Origin of the sequence: Bradyrhizobium sp. CCBAU 11361, assembly GCF_028128935.1 — a bacterium.
GTDB lineage: Bacteria > Pseudomonadota > Alphaproteobacteria > Rhizobiales > Xanthobacteraceae > Bradyrhizobium > Bradyrhizobium niftali.
Map to the genome: position 1 here is coordinate 68,334 of NZ_LBJZ01000193.1, position 13,451 is coordinate 81,784.

Annotated in this window: 15 protein-coding genes; 7 read left to right on the top strand and 8 right to left on the bottom strand. The window is 65.1% G+C overall.

Translation table 11 applies throughout. The annotated features are described in order from the left end of the window. Positions 1-5 precede the first annotated feature (5 nt). Together XI08_RS33350 and XI08_RS33355 are read left to right on the top strand one after the other, a co-directional pair. Positions 6-530, top strand: coding sequence for a septal ring lytic transglycosylase RlpA family protein (locus XI08_RS33350; RefSeq protein WP_271577652.1), 525 nt, complete (start codon positions 6-8; stop codon positions 528-530). A 102-nt stretch (positions 531-632) separates the two neighbouring features. After that, positions 633-788, top strand: a complete 156-nt coding sequence (locus XI08_RS33355; RefSeq protein ID WP_167771231.1) for a hypothetical protein — start codon at positions 633-635, stop codon at positions 786-788. 72 nt (positions 789-860) lie between these two features. Here the strand turns inward: XI08_RS33355 and XI08_RS33360 are convergent, their stop codons facing one another. From XI08_RS33360 to XI08_RS33370, 3 genes are all read right to left on the bottom strand, one after another. Then, complete coding sequence (locus XI08_RS33360) at positions 861-1,166, bottom strand: hypothetical protein (RefSeq protein ID WP_027547880.1); 306 nt, start codon at positions 1,164-1,166, stop codon at positions 861-863. A 115-nt stretch (positions 1,167-1,281) separates the two neighbouring features. Continuing rightward, positions 1,282-1,554, bottom strand: a complete 273-nt coding sequence (locus XI08_RS33365) for a hypothetical protein (RefSeq protein WP_271577653.1) — start codon at positions 1,552-1,554, stop codon at positions 1,282-1,284. Positions 1,555-1,687: 133 nt separating this feature from the next. Continuing rightward, on the bottom strand, positions 1,688-4,378 hold the full coding sequence (locus XI08_RS33370; RefSeq protein WP_271577654.1) for a flavin-containing monooxygenase: 2,691 nt from the start codon (positions 4,376-4,378) through the stop codon (positions 1,688-1,690). A 188-nt stretch (positions 4,379-4,566) separates the two neighbouring features. Here XI08_RS33370 and XI08_RS33375 point away from each other — a divergent pair, with 188 nt between their 5' ends. Together XI08_RS33375 and XI08_RS33380 are read left to right on the top strand one after the other, a co-directional pair. Next, a complete protein-coding gene (locus XI08_RS33375) occupies positions 4,567-4,815 on the top strand; it encodes a hypothetical protein (protein WP_333928765.1) in 249 nt (82 codons plus the stop codon). 146 nt (positions 4,816-4,961) lie between these two features. Beyond that, the gene (locus XI08_RS33380; protein WP_271577655.1) at positions 4,962-6,443 is read left to right on the top strand and encodes a carboxylesterase/lipase family protein; all 1,482 of its coding nucleotides are present in this window, start codon (positions 4,962-4,964) and stop codon (positions 6,441-6,443) included. 7 nt (positions 6,444-6,450) lie between these two features. Here XI08_RS33380 and XI08_RS33385 read toward each other — a convergent pair whose 3' ends face one another. After that, on the bottom strand, positions 6,451-6,630 hold the full coding sequence (locus tag XI08_RS33385) for a hypothetical protein (RefSeq protein WP_027547875.1): 180 nt from the start codon (positions 6,628-6,630) through the stop codon (positions 6,451-6,453). A gap of 158 nt (positions 6,631-6,788) precedes the next feature. Here XI08_RS33385 and XI08_RS33390 point away from each other — a divergent pair, with 158 nt between their 5' ends. Then, the gene (locus XI08_RS33390; protein ID WP_271577656.1) at positions 6,789-7,592 is read left to right on the top strand and encodes a DODA-type extradiol aromatic ring-opening family dioxygenase; all 804 of its coding nucleotides are present in this window, start codon (positions 6,789-6,791) and stop codon (positions 7,590-7,592) included. 198 nt (positions 7,593-7,790) lie between these two features. After that, on the top strand, positions 7,791-8,498 hold the full coding sequence (locus tag XI08_RS33395; RefSeq protein ID WP_027547873.1) for a Crp/Fnr family transcriptional regulator: 708 nt from the start codon (positions 7,791-7,793) through the stop codon (positions 8,496-8,498). Between the two features lie 25 nt (positions 8,499-8,523). Here XI08_RS33395 and XI08_RS33400 read toward each other — a convergent pair whose 3' ends face one another. From XI08_RS33400 to glgC, 3 genes are read right to left on the bottom strand one after another with little or no spacing between them, the layout of a single operon-like run. Continuing rightward, on the bottom strand, positions 8,524-8,784 hold the full coding sequence (locus XI08_RS33400) for a SemiSWEET transporter (protein ID WP_271577657.1): 261 nt from the start codon (positions 8,782-8,784) through the stop codon (positions 8,524-8,526). Between the two features lie 45 nt (positions 8,785-8,829). Then, positions 8,830-10,287, bottom strand: a complete 1,458-nt coding sequence (gene glgA / locus XI08_RS33405; protein WP_271577658.1) for a glycogen synthase GlgA — start codon at positions 10,285-10,287, stop codon at positions 8,830-8,832. Next, a complete protein-coding gene (gene glgC, locus XI08_RS33410) occupies positions 10,284-11,546 on the bottom strand; it encodes a glucose-1-phosphate adenylyltransferase (protein ID WP_027547870.1) in 1,263 nt (420 codons plus the stop codon). The genes glgA and glgC overlap by 4 nt, the downstream gene beginning before the upstream one ends. Before the next feature lie 336 nt (positions 11,547-11,882). Here glgC and XI08_RS33415 point away from each other — a divergent pair, with 336 nt between their 5' ends. Next, positions 11,883-12,293, top strand: coding sequence for a hypothetical protein (locus tag XI08_RS33415; RefSeq protein ID WP_027547869.1), 411 nt, complete (start codon positions 11,883-11,885; stop codon positions 12,291-12,293). Positions 12,294-12,409: 116 nt separating this feature from the next. Here the strand turns inward: XI08_RS33415 and XI08_RS33420 are convergent, their stop codons facing one another. Next, the gene (locus XI08_RS33420; RefSeq protein WP_271577659.1) at positions 12,410-13,396 is read right to left on the bottom strand and encodes an ABC transporter substrate-binding protein; all 987 of its coding nucleotides are present in this window, start codon (positions 13,394-13,396) and stop codon (positions 12,410-12,412) included. Positions 13,397-13,451 lie beyond the last annotated feature (55 nt).

Consider the following 13,451-nt stretch of genomic DNA (forward strand, 5'->3'; position numbering starts at 1 on the left):
GTATCATGTCTCGCTTTGCACGTGCCGAAAGTGCCCGGATTTCCCCCGCAACCTCGTGCCGGCTGCTGCTCGCCATCATTGCCGCGGCCTCGCTCGCGGCCTGCGCGCAATCTCCGGTCGGCCGCCAGAAGGCCGATCTCGCTGGCACCAGCCGGCAGGCCGCGGCCGAGCGGCCGCACAGAGTGGCGGCGCTGCATCCACGGCCGACCAACCGGGCACGTCCGTCCGGTGATGCGGTGAGCAGCGCGCGGACAGGCTCACATGGCATTGCCAGTTTCTATTCGGATACGGAGACTGCGAGCGGCGAGAGGTTCGACAAGAACGAGCTGACCGCAGCCCATCCCAGCCTGCCGTTCGGCACGAAGCTGCGCGTCACCGATGTCTCCTCCGGCCGCTTCGTGACCGTCAGGGTCAACGATCGCGGACCCTACGTTCGCGGGCGCGTGGTCGACATCTCGCCGTCCGCGGCCGAGGCGCTCGGCATGGTGGACAAGGGCCTCGCCAATGTCAGGCTCGACGTCGTGCGGTAAGGACGATTCGTCGCTGCAAGGCGCGGCCGCTTAACCGCCTGTTAGCCGCTTCTCACGCACCATGGATGCCCAACAATTCAGGGCTTTTGGGGAGGCGGACGCTTGAATACGATCCAGTATCTCGAAGATCAGGCCGCGCGTGCCGAGCGGCTCGCCAAACGGATCACGGATACGCTGACGATCGAAAAGCTCCTGGCCTTCGCCGACGAACGCCGCCGCGAGATCGACGTCATCGCCGGCAAGTATCGGCGCGCTTAATCCACCACGAACGCTGCGAGAGCGGCGCTTGTTGCCTGCGATTTGCAGCGCGTCGACGAGAACGATGCGCGGTCAGGTGTGGCTCTCGACGAAATCGCTGAGATAGTCGGGAAGCGTGATGCGGTCGATGTCACAGCGCGCCCGGATTTCGGCGGCGATCTCGGGCGAGATATCCTTCACCCAGTGCTCGAGCGTGTTGAACGAGATCACCTTGATCGGATCGTTGAAGCAGCCGGCGACGAGCTCATTGATCGTGACTTCGAGATCGTTCCGCTCGATGCGGATTTCAGTGGCCTCGTCGCGGCGGTCGATCACCACGAACAGGGTCTGGTCTGCGCCATAGGGCACGACCGGAGATGGCACGTCAGCTCTAAGCATCTTGGACACTCACGCCTTGGCTTCCGATCCCCGTTAACGGGAAAAACCGGAAGAAGGTTCCTATGGGTGTGGATGAAGCTTGTCGTGGACGTGCAGCTTTGCCGTCTGTACGCAATCAGAGAAATTCTCTCAAGCGCGAGAGCTCGATGATGTGCTCGGGCGAGAGGATATCCGTGACCAGCGGCGGCTGCGCCGCCGTGCGGATCTCATAGAGATGCCTGGTCGCTGCCGGCTTCTCCATGAACGCCGAGATGCATTCGTCGAGCGTGCCCTCGCTCACCTGGTAGGACTCGCGGTCCGGCCGGCGCTGGTTGGCAAGTGACGGCCATTTACACAGCGCGGCGCGGGCGCTGAAATCGACCTTTGAATCCGTAACCACGTCCCCCATCGCCCGGCCTCACGCAAAAAAGAACCCCAGCACGCAAATCTGCGCGCCGGGGCCTACATCCAAACGCTGCATCTCAATGCTACGAGCACACAACGCGGCAGTCGGGGAAAGGTTCCCGGCTGCCTTATTGTTGTCAACTGGCGGCCGCTGCGATCCTGTGCCCCGGGCGGGTATGACCGTGGCTCTGCTCGTCGCCGAGGTTGACCTGCGTCGGAAGCCCGGCAAAGCGCCGCAGGGCCTCGGCCATCTGCACCCGGCCTGGCGCGCCGGTGATCACCACGTCCACCATCGTGAAGGACGAGTGGAAATGGCCGCGCGCCTTGAGCTGCTCGACCGGCACGCCGGCAGCGGCCATCGCTTCGGCATAGGCGATGCCCTCGTCGCGCAGCGGATCGAACTCGCAGGTGACGACGAAGGCGGGCGGCAGGCCCGCGACCTTGCCGCGGAGCGGCGAGACGCGCGGGTCAATACGGTCGGCCGGCGAGCAGTAGAGGTCCCAGAACCAGTCCATCAGCGAGCGCGTCAGGAAGTAGCCGGTCGCATTGTCGTTGTAGGAGGGACGATCGAAGTCGCAGTCGGTGACCGGGCACACCAGGAGCTGGCCGGCAATGTCAGGCCCGCCGCGGTCGCGCGCGAGCTGGCAGGTGACGGCGGCGATGTTGCCGCCGGCGCTCCAGCCGGCGACCAGCACCGGGCCCGGCTTGCCGCCGAGCTCGGCGGCGTGCTCGGCGATCCAGCGCGTCGCCGCATAGCCGTCCTCAGCCGCGGTCGGGAAGCGATGCTCCGGCGCGTGGCGGTAGCCGACGCTGACGAACATCATCCCGGTCCGGCGCACCATGTCGCGGCAGAACGGATCGTCCGACTGCTCGTCGCCGAGCACCCAGCCGCCGCCGTGGAAATAGACCACGACCGGATGCGGCCCGGGCGCTGCGGGCTTGTAGACACGATAGGGAAGCGGGCCGTCGGTGCCCGGCAGCGTGCCGTCCACGACATCGCCGATCGGTCGTCCCGCCGGGCGGCCCTTGTTGAACTCGTTGACGAAGGCGCGGGCGCCGAGCGCGCCCATCGATTCGATCGGCGGCAGGTTCAGCGTTGCCAGCAGGTTCAGCACCAGCCGCACATCGGGTTGCAGCCGCACCGCCTCGCCGTCATTGCACTGCGCGGCGACGTGGGGGCCGGTGAGCCTGAAGCCGAGCATGCCGCGGCTGACGACCTCGTCGCAGATGCTGCGATAGGGGCCGACACCGCCGGTATAGGGCATCAGGCCCTGCACCTTGCCGGGCACGTTCGCGCCCGTGTACCAGGTGTTGGCGAGCCGGTGCAGCGTCAGCGTCGAGCAGTCGGCCATGTGCCGGCCCCAGCCGGCCTGCGCCGCCTCGGTCGGCTCGATCGTGGTGAAGCCGGCATCGCGCAGCGCGGCAAGGCGGTCGACGACCCAGTCGACATGCTGCTCGATCGACACCGCCATGTTCGACAGCACCGAGGGGCTGCCGGGACCGGTGATCATGAAGAAGTTCGGGAAGCCCTCGACCGTGAGCCCGAGATAGGTCTGTGGCCCCTGTGCCCAGACATCCGACAGCGACTTGCCGCCTCGCCCGGTGATCGGATGCACCGCGCGGATCGCGCCGGTCATGGCGTCGAAGCCGGTCGCGAACACGATGACGTCGACGTCGACGCTGCGCCTGGCCGTGGTGATGCTGCTTGCGGTGATCGCCTTGATCGGCTCCTGGCGCAGATTGACCAGCGTGACGTTCGGCCGGTTGTAGGTCGCGTAATAGTTGGTGTCGAGGCAGGGGCGTTTCGCACCGAACGGATGGTCGTGTGGCATCAGTGCCGCCGCCGTCTCGGGATCCTTCACGACGGCGCCGATCTTCTCGCGAATGAGATCGCAGATCAGCTTGTTGCCGTCGACATCGACCGCCTGGTCGGCCCAGAGTTGCGTCAGGATATAGACGAGATCGCCCTTGCCCCACGCCTCCTCGAACCGCGCACGGCGCTCGGCGTCGCTGAGTTGCCAGCTCACGGCCGTCTGCTGCGGATAGGGCACGCCGGCCATCGACTGGCGCGCCTGCTCGCGATAGGCGGCGCGGTCGCCTTGCAGCAGACTCATGCGGTCGGAGGGCGCGGGGCCGTTGTGCGCCGGCAGCGCGAAATTCGGCGTGCGCTGGAACACGGTCAGATGCGCGGCCTGTTCGGCGATCAACGGGATCGCCTGGATGCCCGACGAGCCCGTGCCGATCACGGCGACGCGCTTTCCCGCGAGATTGACGCCGTCATGCGGCCAGCGGCCGGTGAAATAGACCTCGCCTTTGAAATCCTTGACGCCGTCGATCTCCGGCGGCTTTGGCGCGGAGAGGCAGCCGGTCGCCATGATGTAATGGCGACAGGAGACCGGCGCGCCATTGTCGGTGGTGAGCTGCCAGCGCTCGGTCGCCTCGTCCCATTTGGCTTCCGTGACCTTGGTCCCGAAGCGGATGTCGCGGCGCAGGTCATAGCGGTCGGCGACGAAGCCGAGATAGCGCAGGATCTCAGGCTGGGTCGCGTATTTCTCCGACCAGGTCCAGGCCGTTTCGAGTTCCGGATCGAAAGTGTAGCTGTAGTCGATGGTCTGGATATCGCAGCGCGCGCCGGGATAGCGGTTCCAGTACCAGGTGCCGCCGACATCGCCGGCCTCTTCGAGGGCGACGGTCGTGAAGCCGGCCTTGCGCAGGCGATGGAGAAGATAAAGGCCGGCAAATCCGGCGCCGACCACGGCAACGTCGACCTGCCGGGGTGTTCCACGCGCCGCGTCAGAGGCACGCGCAGCAACCATTGCGTCAGGCATTCATTCCTCCCGTGTTTTTGTTTTGCCGGCACGCTATCGCCACAGGCCGGGCTTGTCATCAGAACAAGTGCAATCTTCGGTAGCTGTTTGCGGCGTCATCGTGGCAGCGCGAAGGTTACCTCAATGCACGCACCGCGATGCACAATCGCCGTGATTTACCGGTCTAATCAGGCACGATCCGCCTGTGTATGCTTGCGGTTACAAGCCACGCGAACCGACCGGGCGACATGACAGAGTTGAGTGAGCGGACGAAAGCGAACATGGACGTCGTCCTGGAGGAGACGTGCCGCCAATTGCCGCACGGCGGCGATCACGACAGCCGCAGATTCATCGCCGAGCGCCTGATCGAGGCGGCGCAAGCGGGACACTCCACTCTTGGTGAGCTCGGCATCGTCGCGCGGCGCGCGCTGGCGGAGCTCATCGGCAAGGGCGGCTAGCCGCTGTTGCGATGAAGTTGGGCTCTGGCCGCGGCGCGCTCCCTCGCCCCGCTCTTGCGGGGAGAAGCAAGGCCGGAGCTTGCTTCTCCGTCAGTCGTAGACGTAACCTTCCGGGGAGCTTCTCCGCGCATTGAGATCCCCCAAAGATGCGGTCCCTGCTTGCGCTCACAGTGGTTTCCGTAGTCCTTTGCCTCGCCGGTTCGGCCATGGCCCAGCAGGTCGGACAGTTTCCATTCGCGCTGACGCGCGAGGGCCAGATGCTCGGCGGCGTCGAAGGCGAGGTGGCCTTCTTCAAGGGGCTCGCTTATGCAGCGCCGCCGGTCGGCCCGCTGCGCTGGCGCCCGCCGGAGGCAACGGCCGAGAGCTCCGAGATGCGCACCGCTTATGAGTACGGCGCGCCCTGCCTCCAGCCGTCGCTGCCGAAGGCGAGCGAAGATTGCCTCACGCTCAACGTGTTCCGTCCCTTCGGGGTCGATGGCCCGCTGCCGGTGATGGTGTTCATTCATGACGGTGCCTTCGTCGGCGGCACTGCGAACGATCCGATGTTCGACGGCGCGAAACTCGCGCAGGCGGGCGTGATCGTGGTGACCGTGAATTTCCGCCTCGGCGCGCTCGGCTGGCTCGCGCATCCGGCGCTGTCGGAAGGCGGCTCCGGAAACTACGGACTGATGGACCAGATCGCGGCGCTGCATTGGGTCCACGACAACATCGCGGCGTTCGGCGGCGATCCCGGGAACGTCACCCTGTTCGGTAGTGGCGCGGGCGCGACGTCGATCGCGCTGTTGATGCTATGCAACGAGGTGCGTGATCTGTTTCAGAAAGCCATCCTGCAATCGGTGCCCGGCCGGGCGCGCCTGCGCTCGCGGCAGGAGGCGGAGGCCTGGGGCCGGCAATTCGTCGCGACGCTCGGCGCTGATGGCAAGGAGATCAACGCGCGTACGATCCAGGCCATACGGCTGCTTGCCGCCGAAACGAAGCTGCTCGCGAAATTCCCGCACGGCTTTGCGCCAACGATCGATGGACGCCTCGTGACGGAAGATATCGCCGCAGGTTTTGCGGCCGGGCATGAAGGGCGGATTCCCCTGATCGTCGGCTCCAACAATGACGAGACGGATTTCGACAGCGAAGCTGACATCGCGGAGGCGCTTGCATCGTCTGGCATCACCAGCGATGACCTGCCCAAGCTCTATCCCGACCTCGCCAGGGCTTCGGACCTTGCGGCAAGGTTTTATACCGACAAGGTCTTCTCCGAGCCGGTGAGACTGCTGGCTCGTTTGCACGCCGCAAGCGGCGCGCTGACCTTCCGCTATCGTTTCGCCTACGTGCCGGAGGCCCGGCGGACCAATCCGGAGGGCGGTCACGGGCGGGAATTGCAGTTCATCTTCGGCGTGGAAGGCGTGCCCGGTGCCGGCATCTTCTCGCGGCGCGATCGCGAGCTCGCAAGCCGCATGCGCAGCTACTGGATCAACTTCGCCAGGAGCGGCGATCCCAACGGTCCCGACCTGCCACGCTGGGACGCGGCGGCAGGCGGCGATCGCCTGCTGCTGATCACGAATGATCGCATCGCGAGCGGAGACGATCCCTTCGCGGAACGTCTCGACCGGCTCGCAAGTGAGAGCAGAAAATGAGCTGGACTTAGGCCGCGAGCTCGACGCGCGGCGCCGGGCTCAGCCGGTCTTCTTCCAGATAATCCATCGCGCCGTCCTTCTCGACGGCATAGAACTGCTGGCCTTCCCGCGACTTGAAGGCGGCGCGAACGACGCCGCGGCGGCCCTTGTCACTGTTGACGACGTCCCCCAGCGCAAACTTCCTCATCACACGTCCTCGTCTTCTGGCCGACTCCTTCGGCCATGGCGGGGATTTTGAAAGGCAAATCGTTAACGGCTTGCTAACCATAGGGGTTTGCCTATGCTCGCCGCCGATCGTGCGGCCAGTTCGCACGCGCATGTTGTCAACGAGACGAGCTTTCGCCCATGACGCGATTTCCGACCCTGTTCCTGTCCCATGGCGGCGGCCCCTGGCCGTTCATGGAGGACCGACGGGTGCAATATGCCCGGACCGCCGAGGAGTTCGGGCGGCTGCCGCAGCTTCTCCCCGAAAGACCAAAGGCCGTGCTCGTCATCACCGGACATTGGGAGGCCGACGCCTTCACCGTGTCGACCTCGGCGCATCCGCCGATGGTGTACGACTATTACGGTTTCCCCGAGCATACCTATCACCTCAAATATCCAGCGCCGGGCAAGCCCGAGCTTGCAGCTAGGGTGAAGGCGCTGCTCGCGGGCGCCGGCCTCGATTGCCGCGAAGATGCCAATCAGGGTTTTGATCACGGCACCTTCGTGCCGCTCGGCCTGATGTATCCGAACGCCGACATGCCGATCGTGCTCTTGTCGCTGAAATCGACCTACGATGCGGCCGAGCACATCAAGGTCGGGCAGGCGATCGCCTCGCTCCGGGACGAAGGCATTCTGATCGTCGGCAGCGGGCTCACCTATCACAACATGCGCGGCTTCAACCGGCCGGAGTCCAAGCCGGTCTCCTACGATTTCGAGGCCTATCTGAACGAGGCGATCAGCGCGCCGGATGCGGCGCGCCGCAACGCGATGCTGGTCGATTGGGAGAACGCGCCGAGCGCGCGCCTGGCGCATCCGCGCGAGGACCACCTGCTGCCGCTGATGGTTGCGGCCGGCGCCGCCGGCAGCGACGTCGGCCACCGCGTCTTCGTCGACGAAGTCGTAAACGTCGCGATGGCGTCGTACATGTTCGGCGGCCAGCCTTGAATCGCGCGTCTGCAAGTGAAATCGGCGGAAAGTTCCAGATTGTCCCTCGGGATAGTTGAGTAGGGGCATCGCGCCGACGGCAGAAAACGGCTCATGCACACGCCAAAGTGCTTATGCGGGCCATTTCTGTCCGTTTCGCTCGATTCATTTTCGCGCTATGGTTGTGTCTATTGCTCTATGATTTTTCCGAAGAATTAGATGGTATCGGCGGATCCATTCCGGAACGCTTTTCTCAAGTCGCTGAGGCCAGCCGACTTCGCGGCCATTCGCCCGCATCTCAAGGCCGTCGAGCTTCTGGAGGGGGCTTCGGTGATCGAGCTTGGCCAAACCGTTGCGTGGGCTCATTTTCCGCTGACAGCCGTCGTGTCTCTCGTTGTCGAACTTGAAGCGGGAGAACGGATCGAAGTGGCGTTGGTCGGCCCCGACGGCATTTTGGGTACTTTTGGCGTATTGGGAGAGCCCGTCGCACTGGTTCACGCGGTCGTATTGGTGCCGGGTGTGGCTCTGCAGGTCGAAGCTGCCCGCCTTCGCGCTCTCGCGCAGCAGAGTGTCGAGTTCCGGGATGGCCTGACGCGTCACAGTCAGGCCCTGTTCGTTCAGGCCCAGCAATCCGTGGGCTGCAATGCATCCCACACCGTCGAGGCGAGATTGGCGCGATGGCTCTTGCGTGTTCGGGATCTATCCGGCAGCGACCGCTTCAAGCTCACGCAGGAATTGATGGCCGAGATGATCGGGGTTCGCCGGAACAGCGTCTCGTTCGTCGCCCATGCTCTCCAGGAAGCGAACGTCATTCGATTCAGCCGCGGTCACATCGAGATCGTCAACGCCGCCGAGCTCAACAAGGCCACCTGCGAATGCTACCGTGCGGTGAAGTTGCAATACAAGCGGCTTCGCTTTTCCGACTGAAGAACGATCCGCGGAGCGAGCAAGCTCACCCGTATCTCAGCTTCATCACCAGAATGCCGCCGGCGAGCAGCATGGTGACGGCGTTCGAGGCGATCAGCGGGCCGTCGCCGCTGAGCAGGCCGTAGACGAGCCAGAGCGCCAGGCCCAGCACCATGACCAGAAACATGCCGAGTGAGATGTCGCGCGCCGCGCGGGTCTTCCAGACCTTGATGAACTGCGGCGCGTAGGCGACGGTGGTGCAGGAGGCTGCGGCAAAGCCGATCAGCTTGATCAAGAACGGGTCCATGCCGATCCTATAACATGGATTCGGCGCGCCCTCCGCCGGTATGCGCTAGGCGCGGCGTGATTCGATCAGGCTCCGGTACAGCGCGGCATAGTCGCCGGCGCGGTTGCGCCAGGAGACGTCGGTCGCAAGGCCGTTTCGCTGCAGGCGCCGCCAGGTCAGCTTGTCGTGGAAGACCGCGTTGGCCTTGCGCAGCGTGCCGGCGAGGGCATCCGCCGTCACCGGGCCGAACTTGAAGCCGGTGGCATCGCGGCCGGACGCATCGGCCTCGCCGATGTCGACGATGGTATCCTCGAGACCGCCGACGCGGGAGACGATCGGCACGGCGCCATAGCGTAGCGCGCAGAGCTGGGTCAGGCCGCACGGCTCGAACCGCGACGGCACGATGAGCGCGTCCGAGCCCGCCTGGATCAGATGAGCGAGGATCTCGTCGTAGCCGATCACGACCCCGATCCGGCCGGGATTGGCGCGTGCCGCTGCCTGATAGCGGTCCTGAAGATCGCGGTCGCCGCTGCCGAGCAGTGCGAGCTGCATGCCTTCGCCCAAAATGGTCGGAATGGCCTCGAGCAGGAGATCGAGCCCCTTCTGCCAGGACAGCCGGCTGATGACGCCGAGCAGGGGGGCTTCGTCCGAGGAATCGAGATTGAATTGTTGCTGAAGCACCGCCTTGTTCGCAGCCCGGAATGCGAGATCTTCCGCACTGAAGCGATAGGCGATGTGCGAATCGGCCTGCGGATTCCACACCGCGATGTCGATGCCGTTGAGGATCCCGCTCAATGCGCCCGCGCGTGCGCGCAAGAGGCCGCCGAGCCCCATGCCGCCCTCGTCGCTCTGGATCTCCCGCGCGTAGGTCGGCGACACCGTCGTGATGCGATCGGCGAATTGCAGGCCGGCCTTCAGGAAGCTGATGCCGCCGAAATACTCGAGGCCGTTGACGTCGAAGGAGCTCCACGGCAGGCCGATCGCACCGATCAGCTCGGGAGCGAACTTGCCCTGATAGGCCATGTTGTGGATCGTCATCACGGTGCCGGGCCGCGGCCGATTGTCGTAGTGCAGATAGGCCGGCGCGAGCCCGGCCTGCCAGTCATGGGCGTGCACGATGTCGGGCACGAAGGCCGGCACGAGGCCGTGGCCGATGTCGGCCGCCACGCGCGACAGCGCCGCAAAGCGCACGCCATTGTCCGGCCAGTCGACGCCTTCGGCCGTAACATAAGGGTTGCCCGGCCGCGCATAGAGATGCGGCACGTCGAGCACGAACAGGTCGAGCCCGTCATGCGTGCCGGCGAGCAGCCGGCCCGGCCCGCCGAAATAGTCCGGCCAGCGCTGGATTTCCTCTGCGCCGGAAACCAGCCGCATCACGTCGGGATAGCCCGGCATCAGGGTGCGCATTTCGACGGCATGCGCCTTCAGCGCAATCGGCAGCGCACCGGCGACATCCGCGAGGCCGCCGGTCTTGACGATGGGATAGACTTCAGAGGCGACCGCGAGGACGCGAACAGGCGTCATGTATTGAGCCTGTCGATCATCGGCTGGGTGATGAGGGAAATGCCCTGCTCGGTGGTGCGGAAGCGCTTTGCATCGAGTTCGGGATCCTCGCCGATGACGAGCCCCTCGGGGATCTCGACGCCGCGGTCGATCACGACATTCTTCAGCCGCGCGCCGCGCCCGACATTCACATAGGGCATGATCACGGCGTTCTCGACATTGGCGTAGGAGTTGATGCGCACGCCGGTGAACAGCAGCGAACGGCGCAGCGAGGCGCCGGAGATGATGCAGCCGCCCGAGACCAGCGAGCTGACGGCCTGGCCGCGCCGGCTCTCCTCGTCGTGGACGAACTTGGCGGGCGGCGTGATCTCCGAGTAGGACCAGATCGGCCAGGCCCGGTCGAACAGGTCGAGCTCGGGCACCACGTCGGTGAGGTCGATATTGGCCGCCCAATAGGCGTCGACCGTGCCGACGTCGCGCCAATAGGAGCGGGGATCGCTGCCGGAACGGACGCAGGAGCTGGAAAACTGGTGCGCGATCGCGCGGCCGTTCTTGACGATGTAGGGAATGATGTCCTTGCCGAAATCGTGGTTGGACTTCGGATCCTCGGCGTCGCGTTTGAGCTGATCGAACAGGAATTTCGCATCGAACACGTAGATCCCCATGCTGGCGAGCGAGACGTCCGGCTTGCCGGGCATCGGCGGCGGATCTTTCGGCTTTTCCAGGAACTCCTGGATCCAGCCGTTCTCGTCGATATGCATGATGCCGAAGCCGGAGGATTCCGCGCGCGGCATTTCGAGGCAGCCGACGGTGACATCGGCGCCGCTGTCGACGTGCTGGCGCAGCATTACCTCGTAGTCCATCTTGTAGATGTGGTCGCCGGCGAGCACGACGATGAAACGGGCGTTGTGCGACTCGATGATGTCGATGTTCTGGTAGATCGCGTCCGCCGTGCCGACATACCACATGTTCTCGGAGACACGCTGGCTCGCGGGCAGGATGTCAAAACTCTCGTTGCGCTCGGGGCGGAAGAAGTTCCAGCCCATCTGAAGATGCCGGATCAGGCTGTGCGCCTTGTACTGGGTGGCGACCGCGATGCGGCGGATGCCCGAGTTCACCGCGTTCGACAGCGCGAAATCGATGATGCGGGACTTGCCGCCGAAATAGACCGCGGGCTTGGCGCGCCGGTCGGTCAGCTCCAGAAGCCGGCTGCCGCGTCCGCCAGCCAGGACGAACGCCAGCGCCTGACGGGCGAGCGGCTCATTTCCGACGGCACTCATGTCATCCTCCCACTCTTCTCTGGCGCAAGCCGGAGCCCTCGCGAGATGCCTCTCGGCCGCGCACCATTGGAACCGATAGTAACGGTACGAATAGTAAATCGGGAAGGAGGTTGTTGGTTGCGAATGCGCGGGAAGCTTAATGCTTTGCCGTGGCGATCGGCCGTCGGCGTCGTCGCGCCGCGTGCCGCCTCCCCGGCGACCCGCTGATCATATTTGAGGCATGCACGGGCTCTCTTGTGCGCCGCACGCAAAATCGAGGCTTTGACTTGGCGCCGGGATGCCCGATCATGGTGAGTGTTCCTTTTCCAAATGAAACGTCAGACAAGGAGCAAGACGATGAGGATCTGGACAACGGCAATCGCCTGTTCGCTGGCGGGCGTGGTCATCGCGAGCCAAATCGGGCAGGTGGCGGCAGCCCCGCTGCCGACCAACGTCGCGGCCATGAAGGCCGCGGCCGGCGACGACGTCACGCAGGTGCACTGGCGTGGCGGCGGCTGGGGATGGGGTCTCGGCGGCCTCGCGGCCGGTGCGATCATCGGCGGCGCCATCGCCAGCAGCGCGCCTTACGGCTATGGCTATTATGGCGGCGGCCCGTATTACGGTGGCTATGGTTATCCGGGATATGGCTATGGTTATGCGCCGGCCTATTACGGCTATGGGCCAGCCTATCCCCGCTATTACGGCTATCGTCGGTACTATCGGCCCTATTACGGTTACTACCGCCCGTACTACCGCGCCTATTGGTGACGGTTAGAGCGAGAGCCACACGATCAGGCTCATGCAGGCGAAATGCGCGAGCACGATCGCGGCGAGATGCAGCGGGCCGGCCTTGAGGCGAAGCCTGTGCATCCCGCCGTCTCCGCCTAGTTCGATCCCGCGGCCGCGGCGGTGAAGCTGCGGTCGACGGCTTGGTTGACGTCGAGCTTCTTCGGCAGGATGCCGTAGCGCGTCGAGCGGTCCGAAGCTGCCTGGATCTCCTTCACCACGTTCTCGTCGATCACGATCGGGCTGGTGCGCTGCGCGGTGTAGGCCGACAGCAGTACGTCCTCCGGCAGCCTGGTCAGCTCGGCCGTGCTCCTGGCGTATTCGGCAACATGATCCAGCGACCACAGCCGTGCCTTGTTCAACCGCTGCACGAGGTCGTGCACGGCCGCGCGCTTGGTGGCGATGGCATTGTTGGAGGCGACGATGAAGGTGATGGTCGGCGTCAGGCCTTCGCCGTCGGCGATCACGCGGGCCTTGTCCTTCAGCGTCGCGAAGGAGACGTAGGGCTCCCACACCGCCCAGGCGTCGATCGAGCCGGCGACCAGCGCGATCTTGGCATCCACGGGGCCGAGCGGCGCGAAGGTCGCGTCCTCCAGCTTGATCTGCGCCTTCTCCAGCGTCGCGTCGATCAGGAACTGGCCCCAGCCGCCGCGCGTGCCGGCGAGGCGCTTGCCCCTGAGGTCGGCCGCCGACTTGATCGGCGAATCCTGCCGCACGAGGATCGCCTGCGTCTTCGCATCCGAACGCGTGCCGCCGATCGCCTTGATCGGCGCACCCGCCGCATAGACCGACAGGAAGGAGAGATCGCCGGTGTAGCCGACGTCGAGCGCGCCGGCGTTGAGTGCTTCCAGGATCGGCGCCGCCGCCGGGAATTCCGACCATTCGATCTTGTAGGGCAGGTCCTTCGCGTAGCCGGAGATTTCGAGCAGCGAGCGATTGCCGCCCTTCTGGTCGCCGACGCGCAGCACGACGGCGTCGGCCGCGAGTGATGCAGCTGCCGTCGACAAAGTGATGGCGGCGGCCAGCAGCGAGGTCGCAAGTCGGCGCGTGATCGAATGATCGAGAGAAGAGAAGTTGATGCTCATGTGATCTGTCTTGTTGGTTTGCTCACGGCGCGTGAGCGAACGATGCAGCGGGACG

Bases quoted from the DNA above. Each gene is read 5' to 3' on its own strand.
- XI08_RS33350 (WP_271577652.1), top strand. From the start codon at position 6: ATGTCTCGCTTTGCACGTGCCGAAAGTGCCCGGATTTCCCCCGCAACC.
- XI08_RS33360 (WP_027547880.1), bottom strand. From the start codon at position 1,166: ATGCTTAGAGCTGACGTGCCATCTCCGGTCGTGCCCTATGGCGCAGAC.
- XI08_RS33365 (WP_271577653.1), bottom strand. From the start codon at position 1,554: ATGGGGGACGTGGTTACGGATTCAAAGGTCGATTTCAGCGCCCGCGCC.
- XI08_RS33370 (WP_271577654.1), bottom strand. From the start codon at position 4,378: ATGCCTGACGCAATGGTTGCTGCGCGTGCCTCTGACGCGGCGCGTGGA.
- XI08_RS33375 (WP_333928765.1), top strand. From the start codon at position 4,567: ATGCTTGCGGTTACAAGCCACGCGAACCGACCGGGCGACATGACAGAG.
- XI08_RS33380 (WP_271577655.1), top strand. From the start codon at position 4,962: ATGCGGTCCCTGCTTGCGCTCACAGTGGTTTCCGTAGTCCTTTGCCTC.
- XI08_RS33385 (WP_027547875.1), bottom strand. From the start codon at position 6,630: ATGAGGAAGTTTGCGCTGGGGGACGTCGTCAACAGTGACAAGGGCCGC.
- XI08_RS33390 (WP_271577656.1), top strand. From the start codon at position 6,789: ATGACGCGATTTCCGACCCTGTTCCTGTCCCATGGCGGCGGCCCCTGG.
- XI08_RS33395 (WP_027547873.1), top strand. From the start codon at position 7,791: ATGGTATCGGCGGATCCATTCCGGAACGCTTTTCTCAAGTCGCTGAGG.
- XI08_RS33400 (WP_271577657.1), bottom strand. From the start codon at position 8,784: ATGGACCCGTTCTTGATCAAGCTGATCGGCTTTGCCGCAGCCTCCTGC.
- glgA (WP_271577658.1), bottom strand. From the start codon at position 10,287: ATGACGCCTGTTCGCGTCCTCGCGGTCGCCTCTGAAGTCTATCCCATC.
- glgC (WP_027547870.1), bottom strand. From the start codon at position 11,546: ATGAGTGCCGTCGGAAATGAGCCGCTCGCCCGTCAGGCGCTGGCGTTC.
- XI08_RS33415 (WP_027547869.1), top strand. From the start codon at position 11,883: ATGAGGATCTGGACAACGGCAATCGCCTGTTCGCTGGCGGGCGTGGTC.
- XI08_RS33420 (WP_271577659.1), bottom strand. From the start codon at position 13,396: ATGAGCATCAACTTCTCTTCTCTCGATCATTCGATCACGCGCCGACTT.